The organism is Devosia sediminis, assembly GCF_016411825.1.
GTDB classification, from domain to species: domain Bacteria; phylum Pseudomonadota; class Alphaproteobacteria; order Rhizobiales; family Devosiaceae; genus Devosia; species Devosia sediminis.
The window spans coordinates 624,570-644,873 of the sequence record NZ_JAEKMH010000002.1; the positions used below are offsets into that span (position 1 = coordinate 624,570).

Consider the following 20,304-nt stretch of genomic DNA (forward strand, 5'->3'; position numbering starts at 1 on the left):
CCAACCTCAAGAGCTGAACTCCCTGGGAGGGACCAAAATGAAACTCTGGAAACTGCTCGCTGCCACGGCTACCGCCGCTGTGCTGCTCGCCACCCCGGCCATGGCGCAGACCCGCATCGCGCTGGTCGTGAAGTCGCTGGGCAACGGCTTCTTCGACGCCGCCAACAAGGGCGCTCAGGAAGCTGCCGCCGAACTGGGTGACGTCGAAGTCATCTATACCGGCCCGACCGCTGCCACTGCCGAAGCCCAGATCGAAGTCGTCAACTCGCTGATCGCCCAGCAGGTCGACGCCATCGCCATCTCGGCCAATGACCCGGACGCCCTGGTGCCCGTGCTGCAGCGCGCCATGGAACGCGGCATCAAGGTGATCTCGTGGGACTCGGGCGTTGCTCCCGAAGGCCGCCAGATCCACCTCAATCCGTCTGACGTGAACCTGATCGGCGAAACCATCCTGAAGCTGGCCGCCGATTACCTGCCGGAAGGTGGCGACGTTGCCATTCTTTCGGCCGCCTCGACCGCGACCAACCAGAATGCCTGGATCGAAGCCGCCAAGGCCGTGCAGCCCGAGAAGTTCCCCAACATCAACATTGTGGCCACCGTCTATGGCGATGACGACTCGGTGAAGTCGACCGAAGAAGCCCGCGGCCTGATCGCTGCCTATCCGGACCTCAAGGCCATCATCGCCCCGACCACCGTCGGCGTCGTTGCCGCGGCCCAGGTCGTGACCGACCAGGACCTGATCGGCAAGATCAACGTCACCGGTCTCGCCCTGCCGTCCGAGTTCAAGCAGTTCATCGACAATGGTGCTTCGCAGGCTGTGGCTCTGTGGAACCCGATCGATCTCGGCTACTCGGCCGTGATGCTTGCTGACCAGCTCGTGGACGGCAAGGAAGCTGCTCCGGGCGCAACCTTCTCCATCGGCAAGGTGGGCGAAGTGACGCTCGACGACACCAACTCGGCCGCCATGGCCGCACCCTTCCAGTTCGACGCGTCGAACATCGAAGAGTTCTCGAAGATCTACTGAGGCGTTCTTCACCTCTCCCTTGGGGGAGAGGTCGACGCGAAGCGGCGGGTGAGGGGGCCTTGGTGAATAACCAAAAGGCCCCCTCACCCTAACCCTCTCCCCCAAAGGGAGAGGGGACTCTATCGAGCGCGCGGCCAAGTCGGCGCCCGACCTAAGGAATCGCAATGACAGACCCCATCCTGACCCTGACGGGCATATCCAAGAGCTTTCCCGGTGTGCGGGCGCTGCATCAGGTGGCGCTTGAGCTTTATCCGGGCGAAGTTACCGCCCTGATCGGCGAGAATGGCGCGGGCAAGTCGACGCTGGTCAAGACCATGACCGGCATCTACCAGCCAGATGAAGGTGAAATCAGGGTTAATGGCAAGCAGGTGACGCTGCCCACGGCGCATTCGGCGTCCGATGTGGGCATTACCGCTATCCACCAGGAAACGGTGCTGTTCGACGAGCTGAGCGTCGCCGAAAACATCTATCTCGGGCACGCGCCCAGGAACCGCTTCGGCCTGATCGACTGGGGCCGGATGCGCCGCGAGGCGCAGGAGACGCTGGACTCGATGGCGGCGGGGATCGACGCGTCGATGCCATTGAAGGAACTGGGCATTGCCAAGAAGCACCTGGTGGCCGTGGCGCGGGCGCTCTCCGTCGACGCGCAGGTCGTCATCATGGACGAGCCGACCGCGGCGCTGAGCCAGAAGGAAATCGAGGAACTCTACGTCCTCGTGGAACTCCTGAAGAAGGATGGAAAAGCCATCCTTTTCATCTCCCACAAATTCGATGAAATCTATCGCATTGCCGACCGCTACACCGTGTTCCGCGATGGCGAGCAGGTGGGCAAGGGCTTCATCAAGGATACGCCGCAGGGCGAGATCGTCCGCATGATGGTGGGCCGCTCGGTGGACCAGATTTTTCCGGCCCGATCAGCCGCGATCGGCGAGACGGTGCTGGAGGTTTCGGGCCTCAGCCACCCGACCGAATTCGACAATGTTTCGTTCAGCGTGCGCAAGGGCGAGATCCTGGGATTTTATGGCCTCGTGGGCGCCGGCCGCTCGGAGGTGATGCAGGCCGTGTTCGGCATGACCAAGCCGTCGGGCGGCAGCATGGTGCTGGAAGGCAAGGCCGTGGCGCCGCGCTCGCCGGCCGACGCGGTGGAAGCCGGCATCGTCTATGTGCCTGAAGAGCGCGGCAAGCAGGGCGTCATCACCGGCGAACCCATCGTCAAGAATGTGTCGCTGCCGAGCCTCAAGAAGACCAGCAAGTCAGGCTTCCTGCGCATGGCCGAGGAATACAAGCTGGCGCGGACCTATACTGAGCGGCTGGACCTGCGCGCCTCCTCGCTCAGCCAGAATGCCTCGACCCTGTCGGGCGGCAACCAGCAGAAGGTCGTGATCGCCAAATGGCTGGCGACGCTGCCGAAAGTCATCATTCTCGATGAACCCACCAAGGGCATCGATATCGGCTCGAAGGCGGCCGTGCACGAGTTCATGGGTGAACTCGTGGCGCAGGGCCTTTCGGTCATCATGGTGTCCTCCGAACTGCCCGAAGTGCTCGGCATGAGCGACCGCATCGTCGTCATGCGCGAGGGGCTGGTGGTCGACACGCTCGAAAACAAGGATCTGCAACCCGAAACGCTGGTGCGTCTGGCTGCAGGCATTGCCGAGGAGAAGGCCGCATGAACCGGCTCCTGAAATCCCGTGAACTCTGGCTGGCCATGGCGATCCTCGCCGTGCTGGTGCTGGTGACCCTCCGCTTCCCGCGTTTTGCCACGCCCGGCAACCTTCTTACTATTTTCAATGACACTTCGATCCTGATGATGCTGGCGCTGGGGCAGATGGCGGTCATCCTCACGCGCTCCATCGACCTTTCGGTGGCCTCGAACCTGGCGCTGACCGGCATGCTGGTGGCGCTGACCAATGCCGCCTTCCCGATGATCCCCGTGCCGCTGCTGATTGCCGGCTGCGTCTTGGTCGGGGCGACGCTCGGCGCCTTCAACGGCATCCTGGTGTGGAAGCTCAATATTCCACCCATCGTCGTGACGCTGGGCACGCTGACCATTTTCCGCGGTCTCGCCTTCGTCGCGTCGGGCGGCACCTGGGTCAACGCGGCGCAGATGAGCCCGGACTTCATCCAGCTCCAGCGCGGCGTGTTCCTCGGCCTGCCGGTGCTGAGCTGGTTCGCCATTGTCGTGGCCGTGCTGGTCTATATCCTCATGACCCGCACGCCCTGGGGCCGCGCCTTTTACGCCATCGGCGTCAACCCGACCGCAGCGGTCTATACCGGCATCAATGTGGGGCGGACCAAGTTCCTGGCCTTCGTGCTCTCGGGCGCACTGGCTGGATTGGCCGGGTATCTCTACGTCTCGAAATACGTGATCGCCTCGACCGAGAGCGCCGGCGGTTATGAGCTGACCGTGATCGCGGCCTGCGTCATCGGCGGCGTCTCCATTGCCGGCGGCATCGGCACGGTGGGCGGGGCGCTGTTGGGGGCGCTGTTCCTCGGCCTCGTCAACAATGCCCTGCCGGTCATCGGCGTCTCGCCCTTCTGGCAGATGGCCATATCGGGCGTCGCCATTCTCCTGGCCGTGGTGCTCAATGCCACGAGCGAACGCAGCAAGGGCCGCATTATTCTCAAGAAAGCCGAGGTGGCCGCATGAGCGACATCACCGCAACCGGCCGTCGACTTCCCGACCGCCTCGACAATCCTGTGAAATCGGCGGTGATGAGCTGGGAAAGCCTGCTCGTCCTCGTGGCATTGGCGATCTTCCTCGCCAACAGCTTTGCCTCCCCGTATTTCCTCAACGCGTGGAGCCTGTCGGATCTCACCTTCAACTTCACCGAGAAGGGCCTGATCGCGCTGGCCATGGCGCTGGTGATCATCACCGGCGAGATCGACCTCTCGGTCGCCTCGATCATCGCGCTGGCCTCGACGCTGATGGGCCTCGCCCTGCAATATGGCGCCGATACCCCGACACTGGTCGCGGTCGGCGTCGGCGTCGGCGTGCTCTGCGGCGCCTTCAATGGCTTCCTCGTGACCGGGCTCAAGCTGCCCTCCATCGTCGTCACCATCGGTACGATGAGTCTTTTCCGCGGCATCGCCTACATCATCCTCGGCGACCAGAGCTTCAAGGGCTATCCGCCCAGCTTTTCCTGGTTCGGCCAAGGCTATGTCTGGTGGGTGATCTCGTTCGAACTGGTGCTGTTCCTCGTGGCGGCGGTAGTGTTCTACGTGCTGCTGCACCACACCAATTTCGGCCGCCGCGTCTTTGCCATCGGCAACAATGCCACGGCCGCACAGTTCTCGGGCGTGCGCGTCGACCGTATCAAGTTCGTTCTGTTCTGCCTCACCGGCCTGATGAGTGGCATTGCCGCCGTGCTGCTGACGGCGCGTCTCGGCTCGACCCGTCCATCCATCGCCGAGGGCTTTGAGCTCGACGTGGTGACCATGGTGGTGCTGGGCGGGGTCTCGATCCTGGGCGGCGCCGGCTCGATCATCGGCGTCGTCATCGCCGCCTTCATCATCGGGCTCGTGACCTTCGGCCTCGGGCTGCTCAATGTGCCGGGCATCGTCATGACGATCTTCACCGGGTCGCTGCTGATCGTGGTGATCGCCCTGCCGATCCTGTGGAAGATGTGGAAGGAGCGCCGCGCATGATCACGGATGCTGGCTACGAGAAGCACGCCTTCAAGATGAAGCTCAATCCGGGCATGAAGGCCGAATACAAAAAGCGCCACGACGAGATCTTCCCCGAACTCGTCGACCTGCTGCACGAGGCGGGCGTGAAGGACTATTCCATCCATCTCGATGAAGAGACCAACACGCTGTTCGGCGTGCTGTGGCGGCGGGTGGATCACACCATGGGCGATCTGCCGAACACCGAGGTGATGAAGCGCTGGTGGGCGCACATGGCCGACATCATGGCCACCAACGAGAAGAACGAGCCGGTCTCTTTGGACCTGACGCCGGTCTTCTGGATGAAGTAGCGGTAGGGCTGTCTACAGCATCCTATCTTCGTCATCGCCGGGCTTGTTCCGGCGATCCAGTTTTTGGCGACATGGATTGCCCGGACAAGCCGGGCAATGACGATGGTGGCGGTTAGGTGCCTGTCGCCGCGAGCGTCACAGCCTGGCGCACCGCCAGCGCATCGCCAACCGCGAATATCGTAGGTGCCGACAGCGGAAACTGCTCCACAGCCGCCACCGCTTCGCCGATGGTCCCGCGCCAGATCTGCTCCTCGGGGCGGCCGAGGCTGCCGGCGATGATGGCGGGCGTTTCCATGCTCATGCCCTTTGCCGAAAGCTCTGCGACAATGCCGGGCAGGGTGCGGCGCGACATGTAGTAGACCGAGGTCGTTGCCGGGTCGGCGAGCGCGGCCCAGTTGAGCGTCTCGGGCAGGACGCCCTTTCTCGAATGGCCGGTGACGAAGCGCACCGACTGCGCATGGTCGCGATGGGTGAGCGAGACGCCGAGGCGGCTGGCCAGAGCGAGGCCCGCGGAAATGCCGGGCACGACGGAGACGGCAATGCCGTGGCTTTCCAGCATTTCGATCTCTTCGCCGGCGCGGCCAAAGATCATCGGGTCGCCGGACTTGAGGCGGACCACGTGCTTGCCCTGGCGGGCGAGGCTCAACATCATGTCATTGATCTCGTCCTGGGCGCAGCTTTCGCGCTGGGCCCGCTTGCCCACCAGCATGCGCTTGGCTTCGCGGCGGGCCAGTTCGAGCACTTCGGACGAGACGAGGTCATCGAAGAGGATGACATCTGCCGACTGAAGGGCGCGGACGGCCTTGATGGTGAGAAGTTCGGCATCGCCCGGTCCGGCGCCAACCAGGGTGACGCGGCCAGTCTGGGGTGAGGCGGCGAAGGTGACATCGGCGTCGCGGAACGTGGGGGCACGGTCACCGAAAGCGTGTTCGGCAAGGCGCTCCCAGAAGGCGCGCCGCTGTGGGCCGGCTTCGAGTTTTTCCATGACAGTGTCGCGGAGTTTCGCGGCAAGCTCCGCCCACTGGGTCAGGGTCTGCGGCAAGAGGGTTTCGATGCGACGGCGCACGGCCTGGCCGAGGATCGGCGCGGCGCCTGCGGTGGAAATGCCGACCACGACCGGCGAGCGATTGACGATGGCGCCGAACTGGAACTGGCAGAATTCGGGGCGGTCGATGACGTTATAGGGGACGGCATGGGACCTGGCCGCGGCGATAAAGGCCTGGGCTTCCGTGTCGTCGGCGAGGTCGGCAATAGCAAGGGCGACGCCGGCGAGGTCGGATGGGGTCCAGGGGCGGGGGTGGAGGGTGATGGAGCCGCTGGATTTTGCCTGTTGGTCCCCCCTCCCAACCTCCCCCGCAAGGGGGGAGGTGCTGCATCCAGCTTGGGGCTGGCTGTTAGTGACAGACACCGGCGCGGCACCCTCCCCCTTGCGGGGAGGGTTGGGGAGGGGGGCGGCAGGCAACAGAGCCACCAGTTCCTCACACAGCTTCTCCGCATACACATCAACCTGCGCACCTGCTGCAGCCAGCAGTTCGATCTTCCAGGCCGCCGGTTCGTCGCCGCCGATGACGACGGCGCGCTTGCCGCGGAGGTCAAAGAAAACCGGGAGGACGGCGAGCTCTGAAATGCGCTTACTCGGCTGCGACGAGACGGTTTGCATCGACAATCCCCCTGATTTCGGCGCGGCAGGAGCCGCAATTGGTGCCGGCGCGGGTGAGGGCACCGACGGCTTCGACTGTGGTGCAGCCGTTACGGGTCACGGCCTGGATGATGGTATTGATGCCGACGCCCATGCAGGCGCAGACCACGGCGCCGCCATCCGGTCGATCGGCGCCGGGGCGGCCGGCCAGGACAATGGAGGCGGTGAGATCGGGTTCGGCGAGGAGGCCCGCGGCCCATTGGCGCGAGACCAGGACCGGATCGGGCGCGGTATAGAGGGCCGCGACGAGCTTTCCGTTCTCGATGAGCACGAAGGCGCGGCGGCCGGAGCGCTCATCGCGGATGGACTGAAAAGGTGTGTCGATGCGGAAGGTGCGCCCGAGAAACAGGGGCCAGTCCCTGGGCTCCTCGAACATGGCGATCTCGGCGCGCCAGCCGGCGGTGGCCGGCGCAAGGGCCCAGTAGTCGGTGGTGAGGGTGGGCTTTGCGGCGGCAACGAGGAAGCCGTAGAGGCGGACGGCTACGGGTTCGGCATGGACCTGCGCCATCTTGAGCGCCGGCTGGCCCGAGACCGGGTCGGTCTTTCCCGGCACCAGCGCGTCGACGCGGCCATTGCTGGCGAACTGGTCGGTCCAGTGCATGGGCACGAAAAGATGGCCGCGCTGTTGCCGATCGGTGATGAGGGCCCGGACCATGGCGGTGCCGTGCTGATTGGAGAGGCGGACGAGGCTGGCGCGATGAATGCCGCGCAAATTGGCATCGGCCGGATGGATTTCCACAAAAGGCTCCGCCAGATGGGCGGCGAGGCGCGCAGCCTTTCCGGTGCGCGTCATGGTGTGCCAGTGGTCGCGCACTCGGCCGGTATTGAGAATGAATGTCCCGGGTGCCGGGGCAAAGGGCGGCGGGGGCTGGATCGGCAGGAAGCGGGCTTTGCCGTCGGGCGTGAAGAACTTGCCGTCGCCGAACATGCGGGCGGTTGGCCTGGCGCGCACAGGCCACTGCACGGGAACCAGGGTCTCGTAGTCGGCGTCCATGAGCGCGGAAAGATCGAAATCGCGGCTGCCGCCATTTTCAAAGGCGGAGAGGGCGACGTGCTCGGCAAAGATTTCGGCAGGGCTCTCGTAACCGAAGGCGTGGCCGTGGCCGAGGCGTTTTGCGACTTCGCGGATGATCCACCAATCGGGGCGGGCCTCGCCGGGCAGGGCGAGGAACGGGCGCTGGCGCGAGATGCGACGCTCGGAATTGGTGACAGTACCGTTCTTCTCGCCCCAACCGGCGGCCGGGAAGCGGATGTGGGCCAGGTCCATGGTGTCGGTATGCCTGTTCATGTCGGACACGACGACCAGCGGGCAGGCCTTGAGGGCGGCTCGGATGGCGTCGGCTTCGGGCAGGGAATCCACCGGATTGGTGGCCATGATCCAGACAGCCTTGATTTCGCCCCGCGCCATGGCGGCGAACAGGTCAACCGCTTTGAGGCCCGGGCCCTGGGCGACGTTGGCGCTGCCCCAGAAGCGCCCGACGCGGTCCACGGCTTCAGGCGTGAAATCCATATGGGCGGCCAGCATGTTGGCGAGACCGCCGGCCTCGCGGCCACCCATGGCATTTGGCTGGCCGGTGACCGAGAATGGCCCCATGCCCGGCCGGCCGATGCGCCCGGTGGCGAGGTGGCAGTTGATGATGGCGTTGACCTTGTCCGTCCCGGCCGCGGACTGATTGACACCCTGCGAATAGACCGTGACGACTTTTCGCGTCCGGGCGAACAGGTCGTAGAAGCGGGTGATGGCGGAGGGTGCGAGCCCGGTGGCCACGGCGACGCGCTCGACGGACCAGTCCTCGGCGGTGAGCAGAGCGGCCTCGAACCCATTGGTATAGGCCGAGATATAGTCGCTGTCGGTGACCCCGGCATGATCGAGATGGGCAAGGAGCCCGACAAAGAGGGCACTGTCGCCGTCGGGCGAGACGGGGAGGTGCAGGTCGGCGATGTCGGCCGAGACGGTGCGGCGCGGATCGATGAGCACGACCTTCATGTCGGGGCGCGCGGCGCGGGCGGCCACAATGCGCTGGTAGAGCACCGGATGGCACCAGCCGAGGTTCGAGCCGACCAGCACGATGAGATCGGCCTGTTCGAGATCCTCGTAGTTGCCGGGCACGGTATCGGAGCCGAAAGCGCGCTTGTGGCCGGCCACGGACGAGGCCATGCAGAGGCGCGAATTGGTGTCGATATTGGCGGCGCCGATAAAGCCCTTCATCAGCTTGTTGGCGAGGTAGTAATCCTCGGTCAGAAGCTGGCCGGAGCCGTAAATGGCGACCGATTGTGGGCCAAAGGTGTTGATGGCGGACATGAAGCCGTTGGCGACATGGTCGAGGGCTTCATCCCAAGTGACTCTGCGGTCAGCAATTTCCGGATGGAGCAGGCGCCCGTCGAGCGACAGGGTCTCGCCCAGCGCCGAGCCTTTCGAGCAGAGCCGGCCGAAGTTGGCGGGGTGATCCGGATCGCCGGCAATGGTGACGCTGCCATCGCGCTGGGGCGTGGCAAGGACGCCGCAGCCGACCCCGCAATAGGGGCAGGTCGTCTTGACGGTGCTCGCTGTGAGGGCCTGGTTCATCGCGCGTCCAAAACAAAAAGCCGCCAACCGGGAATGACAGCGAAACTGCTGTCGGTCCGGGTTGGCGGCTGTGCCGTTGATCGCCCACCGCTGGACGACAATTGAAACTAGCGCGATTGCAGACACCAGGCAAAGAAAAACGCGCAAAATCGCGGCAAAGTTCACGGCTGAACAAATTGTGTGCAATTAGCTCACGCGGAGAACAGCAGAATGCACAGGACGAGGCAGATAGAGGCGAGGAGGGCGCTTACCGCCTGCCAGAAGCGGACCGGGTCGCGCTGGGACAGAGGCAGGTGGTCTGTCGAAAGCAGGCTCGGATTGGGATGTCTGAGATCGTAGAGGAATTCACTGATGACGGCATAACGGCGTGCGGGATCCGGGTGTACGGCCTGGCGCAGGGCGCTGTCGACCCAGGCCGGAATTTCCGGGCGCCCGGAGAGAGCGGGGCGGTACGTGAGGCGCTTGCCCTGCGCCACCGCCGCGCCATAGGGCAGTTCGCCGGTGACAAGTTCATAGGCAATGGCGCCGAGCGAGTAGATGTCGGACTGCTCGGTGCCGCGCTGGCCGGCAAAATATTCGGGGGCTGCATATTGGTGCGTGCCGAGAATGTCGTCGGTCTCGCTGCGCGGCAGGGCCTCGACCACGCCGGCAACGCGCACGGCGCCGAAATCGATGATACGCGCCGTGCCATCCATGTCGAGCATGACGTTTTCGGGGCGCAGATCCTGATGAATCATGTCCTTGCGATGGAAGGCCTGGAGACCGGCGCCGATCTGCTCGATGAGGCTGCGGACGGTTTCGAGCGAGGGCTTGGGATTGTCCGCCATCCACTGCCGCAGCGTCTGGCCCTCGAGATAATCGGTGACCGTATAGAGCGTGCGGCGGCCGGTCGGCACCGGCGCGGCGGCCAGGACATGGGGCGAATGGATGCGGCGGGCGATCCACTCCTCGGCGGCAAAGCGCCGGAGATAGGCGTCGTCGTCGCGCAGGTCGGCCGATGGGAATTTCATGGCAACGCGTCGGCCGGTGGCGACGTCCGTGGCGAGATAGACATGGCTGCGGCTCGAAGCATGGAGTTCGCGCTGGATGCGATAGCCATCGAGCAGAGCAGGCAGCATGGGCAAGGGGGCCGGTGGCAGGAGCTGGCCGTCGTCGAGGTCGCCCTGCTGCGCCTGATCGGGCAGGGCATCGACGCGAAGGACCTGAACGGTGAGGTTGTCATCGCTGCCGGCGGCGAGGGCGGCGTCGACGAGGGTACGGGCGGCAGTATCGAGATCCGGCGCAGCAAGGATGCGGGCCGCCATGTCGCGCGGGCCCAGGACGCCATGCACACCATCGGTCGAGAGCACGAAGATGTCGCCCGGCGCCAGGGCAAGGGTGCGGTAGTCGATCTCGATCGAGGGTTCGAGGCCCAGGGCGCGGGTAAGATAACCCTGGCCGCGGTGGTCCTGGGTCAGCGGTTCGAGACTGTCGCCGGAAAGCCGCCAGATGCGGCTGTCCCCGATATGGAGAATATGGGCGGTGCTGCCCTTGAGCACGAGCGTGCTGAAGGTGGTGACATAGGCATGGTCGCGCTCGGCAATGGCGGCGCCCTGGGCGGCGAGCCAGCTATTGGTGGCGCCGATCACGCGGCTGGCGGCCGTCTTCACCGTCCAGGCCTCGGACGTGCAGTAATAGTCGGTGAGAAAGCTCTTCACCGCCGTCTCTGCGGCAATGTGGCTGACCGGGCTGGGCGAAATGCCGTCGGCAATCGCGACGACGATGCCCTTATGCGTGAGCGCGGCGCCCTCGGGAACGAGAGCGCCGTGAAAGTCCTGATTAAACTCTTTGCGGCCCGCGGTTGAATACTGGCCGATCGAGACGGCAAGGGTCGCGGGCAAGGGTCGATGCAGCATGGGGAATGGGGCGGCGCGGAGCCGTCCCCGTGTCCTATTCGGCCGGCCGGACGGTGACCTGACCCTCGCGCTGGACCGGCGCGCGGCTGGGGGAGGTCTTGTAGTGGGTGGAGTAGATCATGGCGCCGACAAAGGTGAGCCCGCCCACCAGATTGCCAAGCACGGTGGGGATTTCGTTCCAGATCAGGTAGTCGCCCCAGGTGAACTGGCCGCCGAGCAAGAGGCCCGAGGGGAAGAGGTACATGTTGACGATGGAATGCTCGAAGCCGAGGTAGAAGAAGATCATGATCGGCATCCACATGCCCAGCACCTTGCCCGGCACGGTGGTGGACATCATGGCGGCGACGACGCCGGTGGACACCATCCAGTTGCACATGACGGCCCGGATGAAGAGGGTCAGCATGCCGGCTGCGCCGGCTTCGGCATAGCCCAATGTGCGGGCCTCGCCGATATGACCGATGCGTTCGCCCACGGCATCGGGCGCGTGGGTGAAGCCGGTGGTGAAGATGATGGCCATGAAGATGGCCGTGGTGAAGGCGCCGGCGAAATTGCCGACGAAGACCAGGCCCCAATTGCGCAGGACGCCCTGCAGGGTGACGCCGGGACGCTTGGCGATCAGCGCCAGCGGCGCGAGGGTGAAGACGCCGGTGAGCAGATCAAAGCCGAGCAGGTAAAGGATGCAGAAGCCCGCGGGGAAAAGGAGCGCCCCGATCAGCGGCTGCCCGGTATTGACGGTGATGGTGACGGCAAAGGCTGCGCCCAGCGCCAGGATGGCACCGGCCATATACGAGCGGATCAGCGTATCCTTGGTGGACATGAAGATCTTGGCTTCACCGGCCTCGATCATCTTGGTGGCGAGCTCCTTGGGAGCGATATAGGACATCGGAAAATCTCCAGAAGGGATGCGGCCGCTACTCGGCGGCCATGGCGATGAGGACGTCGGGGGCGATGAAGATGAGGCCGTTCTCGACCTTGACCGGGTAGGTGCGCACGGAGCCTTCGTCAGCGCCCTGGGCCTCGCCCGTCGCGAGGTCGAAGACCCAGTTGTGCAGCGGGCAGGTGACGGAGGTGCCGTGGACGATGCCCTCGGCCAGCGGGCCGCCCTTGTGCGGGCAGCGGTTGTCGATGGCAAAGACCTGGTTCTCCGCCGTGCGGAAGACGGCGATCTTGCCCGAGGGTGTGTTGACGCAACGCGCGCCGCGCAGGGGGACGGCGGTGACTGCGCCGAGTTCGATCCATTCGGTCATATTTGTGATCCCTTAGGGAAAAGAGGTCCCCTCATCCGCCCTTCGGGCACCTTCTCCCACGAGGGGAGAAGGGGGGCGGAGAGCGTTGGCGCACACAGGGTTACCCCTCTCCCCTTGTGGGAGAGGGTGGATCGGCCGAAGGCCGAGACGGGTGAGGGGGATTGCATCGTCATCATTCTCACTCCGCAGCCACCGGGAGCCCGAATTCGGCCATGGCGGCGAATTCGTGGGCGTCCTTGCCGTTGACGCGTTCCTCCCAGGGATCGACCTGGGCGAATTGCTGGGAATAAACGAAGCGGTCGTAGAGCTGGCGGCGCTTGGCCAGATCGTCGATGACCGCGGCCTTGATGCTGTCATTGCCGACGCGCTTGGCCCATTTGTAGATGCGCTCGAGATAGTAGCCCTGCTCGCGATAGAGCTGGGTCAGGGCAACGATGATCTCGAGGGCCTCGTCTTCGCTATTGGCGTGGCCGAGCAGTTCGGTGCCCTTGATGTCGAGGCCGGCGGCCCCGGCAAAGTGGATGTCGTAGCCGCTATCAACGCAGATGACGCCGATATCCTTGCAAGTGGCTTCGGCGCAATTGCGCGGGCAGCCTGAGACGGCGAGCTTGAGCTTTGCGGGTGTCCAGGACCCCCACATGAACTTTTCGATGCGTACGCCGAGGCCGGTGGAATCCTGGGTGCCGAAGCGGCACCAGTCGGAGCCGACGCAGGTTTTGACGGTGCGCAGGCCCTTGGCATAGGCGGCGCCCGAAACCATGCCGGCGGCATTGAGATCGGCCCAGACGCCCGGCAGGTCCTCCTTCTTGACGCCGAGGAGGTCGATGCGCTGGCCGCCCGTGACTTTTACGGTCGGGATGGCGAACTTGTCGGCGACATCGGCGATGGCGCGCAATTCGTTGGGCGTGGTGATGCCACCCCACATGCGCGGCACGACCGAATAGGTGCCGTCCTTCTGGATATTGGCGTGGACGCGCTCGTTGATGAAGCGCGACTGGCCATCATCCTCGTATTCGCCCGGCCACTCGGAAACGAGATAGTAGTTCAGCGCTGGGCGGCACTTGGCGCAGCCACAGGAGGTCTTCCATTCGAGCTCCTGCATGACTTCGGGGATCGAGCGCAGGCCCTTGGCGACGATCAGGCGGCGGATCGTGCCGTGGTCATGCTCGGTGCAGGGGCACATAGGCTTGACGGCGGTCGGGTTGTAACTGTCGCCCAGGGTGATGGCCATCAGCTTTTCGACCAGATGCGTGCACGAGCCGCACGAGGCAGAGGCCTTGGTGTGGGCGCGGACGCCATCGAGGTCGGTCAGGCCTTTTGCAACGATCGTGCCGGTGATCTTGCTCTTGCAGACGCCGTTGCAGCCGCAGATTTCTGCATCATCCGGCAAGGCTGCAACGGCCGCCATAGGGTCCAGTGCGGCACCCCCCTGGTAGGCCTGGCCAAAGATCAGGGTATCGCGCATGTCTCGGGTGTCGGTGCCCTTGCGGATCATGTCGAAGAACCACGGACCGTCGCCGGTTTCGCCGTAAAGCACGGCGCCGATGACCTTGTCCTGCTTGAGCACGAGGCGCTTGTAGATGCCCGACTGGGCGTCGCGCAGCACGATCTCCTCGCGATCCTCGGCATCGGCGAAGTCGCCGGCCGAATAAACGGCGACGCCTGTGACCTTGAGCTGGGTCGCGGTCTGCACCGGGCGGAAGGCGGCATCGACTTTGGCGAGGGTTTTCGCCAGCACCTTGGCCTGGTCGTAGAGTGGGGCGACGAGTCCGTAGACGATCTTCTCGTGTTCGACGCATTCGCCCAGGGCCAGCACGTCGGGGTCGGAAGTGACCATCTGGTCGGTGACGACGATGCCGCGCTCGACATGGAGGCCGGCGGCGGTGGCGATGCGGGTTTCCGGGCGGATACCGACGGCCATGACGACTATATCGGCGCCATAAACGGTGCCGTCTTCGAGCGCCACGGCCTCGACCTGGGTCTCGCCCAGAATGGCTTTGGTCTGGGCCTTGCAGTGCACCTTGATGCCGCGCGCCTCGAGATCGCGCTGCAGCAGGAAGCCGGCGGCCGGATCGAGCTGGCGCTCCATGACGTGGCCCATGAGGTGGAGCACGACCACTTCCATGCCACGGGCGCGGAGAGCGGCGGCCGCTTCAAGGCCGAGCAGACCCCCGCCGATGACGACCGCTTTGGCGCCGGGACGCCTGGACACATCGACCATGCGATTGACGTCGTCGAGATCGCGGAAGGCCATGACGCCGGGCAGGTCCTTGCCCGGCAGCGGGATGATGAAGGGGGCCGAGCCCGTGGCGATGATCAGCTTGTCGTAGGGCGTCTCGCCGTCCTTGGAGACCACCACCTTGCGCTGGCGATCGATTGCGGTGACGGTTTCGCCGAAGCGGGTATGGACGCCATGCGCCTCGTACCAAGCCGCATCGTGGGTGATGATCTGTTCGTATTCCTTCTCGCCAGCCAGGACCGGCGAGAGCATTAGGCGGTTATAGTTGCCGCGCGGCTCGGCGCCGAACAGGGTGATGTCGAACCGGCCAGGGGCTTCTTCGAAGATGTGCTCAAGGGCGCGGCCAGAGGCCATGCCTGCACCAACGACGACCAGTTTTTCCATTGTGCGAATACTCCAGGGAGAGGGATCAGGCCGGCCGGGCGACGAGCTGACGCTCGCGGCGGCGGACGGCGGAGTGCATGAGCCCCAGCGAGACGACGATCAGGACAAAGAGCGCCGCAAAGCAGCTCGTCCAGATGCCGGTGAGGTCGTTGAGGAAACCGAAGAGCAGGGGCAGCACGAAGCCGCCGAGACCGCCGATCATGCCGACCAGGCCACCCACGGCGCCGACATTGTCGGGATAATAGGCCGGGATGTGCTTGTAGACGGCTGCCTTGCCGAGGCTCATGAAGAAGCCGAGGACGAAGACCAGGGCGATAAAGGCCCAGGGCGCCAGGGCGTAGTGGAAGCTGACCGGGCCGTTGATGCCGGTCACCACATAGTCCGCCGTGGGCAGGGCCAGCAGCAGCGTGCAGAGGGCGGAGACACCGAACGTCCAGTAGAGCACGGTGCGCGCGCCGATGCGGTCGCTGAGCGTGCCGCCATAGGCCCGGAAGATGCTGCCCGGGATGGAATAGGCGGCGGCCACGGCGCCGGCAGTGGCGATGTCGAAGCCATAGACCCCGATCAGGTAGCGCGGCAGCCAGAGGGTGAGAGCGACGAAGGCACCGAAGGCGAAGAAATAGTAGAGGGCAAAGCGCCAGACCTGTGGATTGCGCAGCGGCGCGAATTCGCTGGCAAGGCTGCGCGGCGTATAGCCCTCGGCGCGGCGGCGGATGATCACCGGATCGTCCGTGGTGTTGAACCAGAATACCGCAGCCATGACCACCAGTGCCGCCGCCCAGATCATGGCGACCGACTGCCAACCCCAGGCCAGCATGACGAAGGGTGCGAGGAACTTGGTCACCGCTGCGCCGACATTGCCGACGCCGAAAATGCCCAGTGCCGTGCCTTGCCGGTTGGCGGGATAGAAACGCGAGACATAGGCGACGCCCACTGCAAAGGAGCCACCGGCAAGCCCGACGCCGAGCGCCGCGAGCAGCAATTGCTCATAGGTCTGCGCGAAACCGAGGAGGAAGGTGGCGACGGCGGCGCCGAGCATGGTCAGCGTGAAGACGAGGCGCCCGCCGTGGCGGTCCGTCCAGATGCCGAGGACGATGCGGACCAGTGATCCGGTGAGGACTGGTGTGCCCACGAGGAGGCCGAACTGGGTCTCGTTGAGGCCGAGCTGGTCCTTGAGCGAAATGCCGATGATGGAAAAGATCGTCCACACGGCAAAGCAGACGGTGAAGGCGACGGTAGAAAGGCCGAGCGCCCTGTTGGGTTCGGCAGCGGCAAGTCCAGTAGTGCGATCCTGTGTCATCGGGCACGGCTCCGGGGGTCAGACTGGAAAAACAAAAAGCCGCCAATCGACACGTCACCGGTCGAATGACCGATGCGAACCGATTGGCGGCTTTGCCTTTTGACGCCCAGCTCTGGACGTCGACAGTAAAGAGCGTCTTGGGAGGAGCTCCTGCCCACGATATTGCAGGAAGCGTGCCAAGTGAGGATTGGCGGATTTAGTCGATTGATGACAGCCACTTGGCCAATTTCGTTCAGCACAAGCGGGAGATAGGCCTCGTGCCGGAAGCGATTAGCGGATCAGCAATTCGCTCAAATTTTGGGCGGACATTGTCATGCGGCGCGAAAATAGACACATGCCCGAGGCTCCCTTGCTAGCTTCGCTAGTCGCGGCGGGACAAGCTTCGCTAACCTCTCCTGAAGGGGGAGGATAGGTTGGGGCGTGAGCTACCTGGACGACTGGCCTGCGATGTAGTCGTCGAGCCTCGCCGGATCGAAGACGGCGCCGTCGAAGAAGCGGTTGGGGCCGAGTTCGACTGTCCCGTTTGTGGCCGGCACGGCGTGGCGCTGGGCCTGGTCGCCGGAGGAACGAAAGTCCTCGGCGGGGAGGGCGATGCCCTTGCCGGCCAGGGCGGCGCGGTAGAGGTCGGGCCGGAAGGTTGCAGCAGCGCGATCGGCATTGGCCGGGCTTGCCTCCGCTTCCCCCCAGCGGACCATCTGGCTGTAATACCAGAGGGCATGGCTCTTCCAGGGGAAGTTGGCGGCGCCGGCATGGGGCGTGAAGAAGTCAGGAATTGCGGTGACGTGGGCGCCGTCATCGATCTGGCCCGTGAGGGCGCGGGTGACGATGTCGACGGGCAGGTCGAGATAGGCCGGGCGGGCCATGATTTCGGCAGCCTGCTGGCGGTGCACATCCCTCTGGCACCACTCACCGGCACGGTAGATGGCGCGAATGATGCCGGCGACCCAGTCGGGGTGGCGGTCGGCCCAGTCGCTGCGCATGCCGATGGCCTTGTCGGGGCTCGACTGCCAGATGGAGGACTTGGTGGTGGCGATGCGGGCGCCGTGATTGGCGACGCCGACGCTATTCCATGGCTCGCCCACGCAATAGCCGTCGAGGCTGCCGCTGCCCAAGGCTTCGGGCAGGAGCGGCGGGGGCAGGACGACGATCTCGACATCGAGATCGGGGCGGATGCCGCTGGAGGCGAGCCAGTAGCGCAATTCGTAATTGTGCGAGGAGGTCTGGTGGACGACGCCGAAGCGCAGCTTCTTGCCGCCCGTGCGTACGACGCGGGCGAGGGCAGCGCCGGCCGGCCCCGCAGCCAGGTCACCCGGCGCACCGGCATCTGCCATGGCCTTCCAGAGGTTGGCGCTGACGGTGATGGCATTGTTGCCGAGGCCCGTCATGACAGGCGCGATCATCGGCGTGGCGATGGGGGTGAGGCCGAGGCTCGAGGCGATCGGCATCGGCGCCAGCATCAGCGAGATATCGAAATGCCCAAGCGCGGTGCGGTCGCGGATATTGGCCCAGGAGCTTTCGCGGGTGAGCCCCAGGGTAAAGCCCTCTGCTTCGGCAAAGCCCATTTCGTGGGCGAGCACCAGGAGGGCGCTGTCGAGCAGGGGCAGAAAGCCGGCGGTGATGTGGGGACGGGACATGGCTGTTCCTATGGCCCGAGCAAGCTGGCTGCGGTGACGAGGCTCTGGGCGATATCCACCATGCGCCGGTTCTGGTTCATGGCGGTCTTGCGCAGGAGGGCGTAGGCGTCGGGTTCGCTGAGGCCCCTGGTCTTCATCAGGATGCCCTTGGCCTGATCGATGATCTTGCGCTCTTCGAGGGCGCTGCGGGCCTCTTCCAGCTCGCGCGTCAGGCGCGAAAAGGCGTTGAAGCGCGATACGGCCATGTCGAGGATCGGCTTGACGCGCTCCTTCTTTAGGCCATCCACCACATAGGCGGATACCCCGGCCTCGACGGCCTTCTCGATGGTGGCGCCGTCGGAGCGGTCCACGAACATGGCGATGGGGCGCTGAATGGCCCGGCTCAGCGAGAAGAAGTGCTCGAGCGTGTCGCGCTTGGGATTTTCGAGATCGATGACGATCACGTCGGGCGCGGTCTCGGCAATGGTGCGGCCGACCTCGTTGACGTCGTGGATGACGGCGACACGCGCGTGACCCGCCTCGCGCAGGCCCTCCTCGATAATCGAGGCGCGGATGCGGTTCTCGTCGATGATGAGGATGGACAAGTCGGGGCTGGGCATTTGCCGGCACTTATGCCGTTGCACAGAAAAAGCGCAAGTGCAGAAAATGCACGTTTGCGATGCAAAATCGACTTGCCGGGCGGAGGAGATGGATGAACCCAAACTGAACCCACCTATCAGGGTGGGTTCAAAGCCGCATGGATACGGTAAGTCATTGTCCATCAGTCCAAGGACCGATCCAATGAACAAGGCTCAGGAAAAGGTGCTGGTTGCAGCCCTGTGCGGCCTCATTGTGACCACTGCTGCAGGCTTTGCCGTGCAGCCCGCAGTCGCCGCCGGCTATCTTGTCGATACACTGGCCCAGGTTACCGGTATTCCCCAGTGGGACCGACTCAATGTCCGCAAGTGGCCCGCCAGCTATTCGCAGAAGGTGGGCTCGTTCGAACCAGGCGTGCATGTCTGGGTCGAGCGCTGCATCGAGGTCCAGAACAGTTCGGACTGGTGCCTTGTGGATCGCAACGACACCAAGGGTTGGGTCAATTCCCGTTTCCTGACCCCGGTCGAAGACTGGGATATCTGACGGCGTGTTGCGCCGGCAATGGCGGAGATCTGGGGCATGGCGCTACCGCCGCAAAGCGCCAGGCTTCGGGTCTCCACCCTTTCCGGCGCAGGCCGCGACCGGCTTGGTACCGTGTACCCTTCTCTCCCATGCATGTTGACTTTCTCCGGTGCTCTTGCTGTTCGTGGTGACAGCAGGAGCCCCGGAGATCTTTCATGGACGCCAACCCCATTCTGGCCGAAGTCGTGCGCGGCAACTGGGTGGAGAACCGCCATCGCGGCGCGTTCATCGTGGTTGATGCCGAGGGCGCGGTGATCGCTTCGGGCGGGGATGTCGAGCGGCCGGTTTTCCCACGCTCGGCGATAAAATCCATGCAGGCGCTGGCGATTTTCGACCGGCATGCCCTCGATCGATTCCACCATAGTGCGGAGGAACTGGCGCTGGCCTGCGCCTCGCATCATGGCGAGGACGAGCATGTGTCCGGCGTTGCGCAGTTTCTCGACCGCATGGGCCTCTCGGTCGCTGATCTCGAATGCGGCGCGCACATGCCCACCAATGGCAAGGCACGCGAAGCGCTGCGGGCCGTCGGCGCTGACCCAAGCGCGCTCCACAACAATTGTTCGGGCAAGCATTCGGGCATGCTGAGCGTGGCGCTCGCCATGGGCGTGCCCACTGCGGGCTATGTCACCCGCGAGCACGATGTGCAGAAGGCGGTGCGCGCAGCGGTTGAATATGTGATCGGCGAAGACCTGACCGAGGATCGGTGTGGCACCGATGGCTGCTCGATTCCCACCTGGGCCGCGCCTTTGCGGACCTGGGCCCTGGGCTTTGCCCGCATGGCCACGGGCAGGGGGCTCGATGCCGGCCATGCGGCGGGGGCGCAAAAGCTGTTCGACGCGGCCACCAGCCATCCGCACCTCGTGGCCGGGACCGGGCATCTCGACACGCTGGTCATGGAAGCCTTCAAGGGCAGGGTGATGCAGAAGGGCGGCGCCGAGGGCGTGCAATGCGGCGCCATCCGCGACAAGGGCTGGGGCTATGCGCTCAAATGCGACGACGGCAACATGGCGGCAAGCCACGCCATGGTCGCGGCGCTGCTGACGAAATATGCCGACCCTGACGACGCGCAGAAGGCTGTGCTGGAGCAGTTTGCCCGGCAGGCGACGAAGAATGTGCGAGGGGCCGTGGTGGGGGAGTTGCGGGCGGTGGGGGTTTAGTCCCACTCGGCCCATTTTCTTCCATTC

Annotated in this window: 16 protein-coding genes; 7 read left to right on the forward strand and 9 right to left on the reverse strand. The window is 64.7% G+C overall.

The window, feature by feature from the left end; genetic code table 11:
* Window positions 1–37: 37 nt before the first annotated feature.
* The 5 genes from rhaS to rhaM all read left to right on the forward strand — a co-directional run bounded on the left by rhaS (window position 38) and on the right by rhaM (window position 4,998).
* The gene (gene rhaS / locus JEQ47_RS10310) at window positions 38–1,024 is read left to right on the forward strand and encodes a rhamnose ABC transporter substrate-binding protein (protein WP_198876314.1); all 987 of its coding nucleotides are present in this window, start codon (window positions 38–40) and stop codon (window positions 1,022–1,024) included.
* Between the two features lie 164 nt (window positions 1,025–1,188).
* Window positions 1,189–2,694: a sugar ABC transporter ATP-binding protein gene (locus JEQ47_RS10315; RefSeq protein ID WP_198876315.1), complete on the forward strand. Its 1,506-nt coding sequence runs from the start codon at window positions 1,189–1,191 to the stop codon at window positions 2,692–2,694.
* Complete coding sequence (locus JEQ47_RS10320; RefSeq protein ID WP_198876316.1) at window positions 2,691–3,671, forward strand: ABC transporter permease; 981 nt, start codon at window positions 2,691–2,693, stop codon at window positions 3,669–3,671. The genes JEQ47_RS10315 and JEQ47_RS10320 overlap by 4 nt, the downstream gene beginning before the upstream one ends.
* On the forward strand, window positions 3,668–4,669 hold the full coding sequence (locus JEQ47_RS10325; RefSeq protein ID WP_198876317.1) for an ABC transporter permease: 1,002 nt from the start codon (window positions 3,668–3,670) through the stop codon (window positions 4,667–4,669). Before JEQ47_RS10320 ends, JEQ47_RS10325 begins: the two co-directional genes overlap by 4 nt.
* Entirely contained in the window at window positions 4,666–4,998 is a 333-nt protein-coding gene (gene rhaM / locus JEQ47_RS10330; RefSeq protein WP_198876318.1) for an L-rhamnose mutarotase, read from the forward strand. Before JEQ47_RS10325 ends, rhaM begins: the two co-directional genes overlap by 4 nt.
* A 112-nt stretch (window positions 4,999–5,110) precedes the next feature.
* Here rhaM and cysG read toward each other — a convergent pair whose 3' ends face one another.
* The 9 genes from cysG to JEQ47_RS10375 all read right to left on the reverse strand — a co-directional run bounded on the left by cysG (window position 5,111) and on the right by JEQ47_RS10375 (window position 18,561).
* Entirely contained in the window at window positions 5,111–6,658 is a 1,548-nt protein-coding gene (gene cysG / locus JEQ47_RS10335; RefSeq protein ID WP_198876319.1) for a siroheme synthase CysG, read from the reverse strand.
* Window positions 6,630–9,263: a nitrate reductase gene (locus JEQ47_RS10340; protein WP_198876320.1), complete on the reverse strand. Its 2,634-nt coding sequence runs from the start codon at window positions 9,261–9,263 to the stop codon at window positions 6,630–6,632. The genes cysG and JEQ47_RS10340 overlap by 29 nt, the downstream gene beginning before the upstream one ends.
* A gap of 191 nt (window positions 9,264–9,454) precedes the next feature.
* A complete protein-coding gene (locus tag JEQ47_RS10345; protein WP_236020776.1) occupies window positions 9,455–11,143 on the reverse strand; it encodes a bifunctional protein-serine/threonine kinase/phosphatase in 1,689 nt (562 codons plus the stop codon).
* Window positions 11,144–11,192: 49 nt separating this feature from the next.
* Complete coding sequence (locus JEQ47_RS10350; RefSeq protein WP_198876322.1) at window positions 11,193–12,041, reverse strand: formate/nitrite transporter family protein; 849 nt, start codon at window positions 12,039–12,041, stop codon at window positions 11,193–11,195.
* Between the two features lie 28 nt (window positions 12,042–12,069).
* Complete coding sequence (gene nirD, locus JEQ47_RS10355; protein WP_198876323.1) at window positions 12,070–12,405, reverse strand: nitrite reductase small subunit NirD; 336 nt, start codon at window positions 12,403–12,405, stop codon at window positions 12,070–12,072.
* Window positions 12,406–12,583: 178 nt separating this feature from the next.
* Window positions 12,584–15,028: a nitrite reductase large subunit NirB gene (gene nirB / locus JEQ47_RS10360; protein WP_198876324.1), complete on the reverse strand. Its 2,445-nt coding sequence runs from the start codon at window positions 15,026–15,028 to the stop codon at window positions 12,584–12,586.
* Between the two features lie 25 nt (window positions 15,029–15,053).
* On the reverse strand, window positions 15,054–16,328 hold the full coding sequence (locus JEQ47_RS10365) for an MFS transporter (protein WP_198876325.1): 1,275 nt from the start codon (window positions 16,326–16,328) through the stop codon (window positions 15,054–15,056).
* 425 nt (window positions 16,329–16,753) lie between these two features.
* Window positions 16,754–17,962: a CmpA/NrtA family ABC transporter substrate-binding protein gene (locus JEQ47_RS10370; protein WP_198876326.1), complete on the reverse strand. Its 1,209-nt coding sequence runs from the start codon at window positions 17,960–17,962 to the stop codon at window positions 16,754–16,756.
* Window positions 17,963–17,970: 8 nt separating this feature from the next.
* The gene (locus tag JEQ47_RS10375) at window positions 17,971–18,561 is read right to left on the reverse strand and encodes an ANTAR domain-containing response regulator (RefSeq protein WP_198876327.1); all 591 of its coding nucleotides are present in this window, start codon (window positions 18,559–18,561) and stop codon (window positions 17,971–17,973) included.
* A gap of 181 nt (window positions 18,562–18,742) precedes the next feature.
* Between JEQ47_RS10375 and JEQ47_RS10380 the strand changes: the two genes are divergently transcribed.
* Entirely contained in the window at window positions 18,743–19,081 is a 339-nt protein-coding gene (locus tag JEQ47_RS10380; protein ID WP_198876328.1) for an SH3 domain-containing protein, read from the forward strand.
* 194 nt (window positions 19,082–19,275) lie between these two features.
* Window positions 19,276–20,277: an asparaginase gene (locus tag JEQ47_RS10385; protein WP_198876329.1), complete on the forward strand. Its 1,002-nt coding sequence runs from the start codon at window positions 19,276–19,278 to the stop codon at window positions 20,275–20,277.
* Window positions 20,278–20,304 lie beyond the last annotated feature (27 nt).

Excerpts from the sequence above, each read along its gene's own strand:
- rhaS (WP_198876314.1), top strand. The coding sequence starts at position 38 with ATGAAACTCTGGAAACTGCTCGCTGCCACGGCTACCGCCGCTGTGCTG.
- JEQ47_RS10315 (WP_198876315.1), top strand. The coding sequence starts at position 1,189 with ATGACAGACCCCATCCTGACCCTGACGGGCATATCCAAGAGCTTTCCC.
- JEQ47_RS10320 (WP_198876316.1), top strand. The coding sequence starts at position 2,691 with ATGAACCGGCTCCTGAAATCCCGTGAACTCTGGCTGGCCATGGCGATC.
- JEQ47_RS10325 (WP_198876317.1), top strand. The coding sequence starts at position 3,668 with ATGAGCGACATCACCGCAACCGGCCGTCGACTTCCCGACCGCCTCGAC.
- rhaM (WP_198876318.1), top strand. The coding sequence starts at position 4,666 with ATGATCACGGATGCTGGCTACGAGAAGCACGCCTTCAAGATGAAGCTC.
- cysG (WP_198876319.1), bottom strand. The coding sequence starts at position 6,658 with ATGCAAACCGTCTCGTCGCAGCCGAGTAAGCGCATTTCAGAGCTCGCC.
- JEQ47_RS10340 (WP_198876320.1), bottom strand. The coding sequence starts at position 9,263 with ATGAACCAGGCCCTCACAGCGAGCACCGTCAAGACGACCTGCCCCTAT.
- JEQ47_RS10350 (WP_198876322.1), bottom strand. The coding sequence starts at position 12,041 with ATGTCCTATATCGCTCCCAAGGAGCTCGCCACCAAGATGATCGAGGCC.
- nirD (WP_198876323.1), bottom strand. The coding sequence starts at position 12,405 with ATGACCGAATGGATCGAACTCGGCGCAGTCACCGCCGTCCCCCTGCGC.
- nirB (WP_198876324.1), bottom strand. The coding sequence starts at position 15,028 with ATGGAAAAACTGGTCGTCGTTGGTGCAGGCATGGCCTCTGGCCGCGCC.
- JEQ47_RS10365 (WP_198876325.1), bottom strand. The coding sequence starts at position 16,328 with ATGACACAGGATCGCACTACTGGACTTGCCGCTGCCGAACCCAACAGG.
- JEQ47_RS10370 (WP_198876326.1), bottom strand. The coding sequence starts at position 17,962 with ATGTCCCGTCCCCACATCACCGCCGGCTTTCTGCCCCTGCTCGACAGC.
- JEQ47_RS10375 (WP_198876327.1), bottom strand. The coding sequence starts at position 18,561 with ATGCCCAGCCCCGACTTGTCCATCCTCATCATCGACGAGAACCGCATC.
- JEQ47_RS10380 (WP_198876328.1), top strand. The coding sequence starts at position 18,743 with ATGAACAAGGCTCAGGAAAAGGTGCTGGTTGCAGCCCTGTGCGGCCTC.
- JEQ47_RS10385 (WP_198876329.1), top strand. The coding sequence starts at position 19,276 with ATGGACGCCAACCCCATTCTGGCCGAAGTCGTGCGCGGCAACTGGGTG.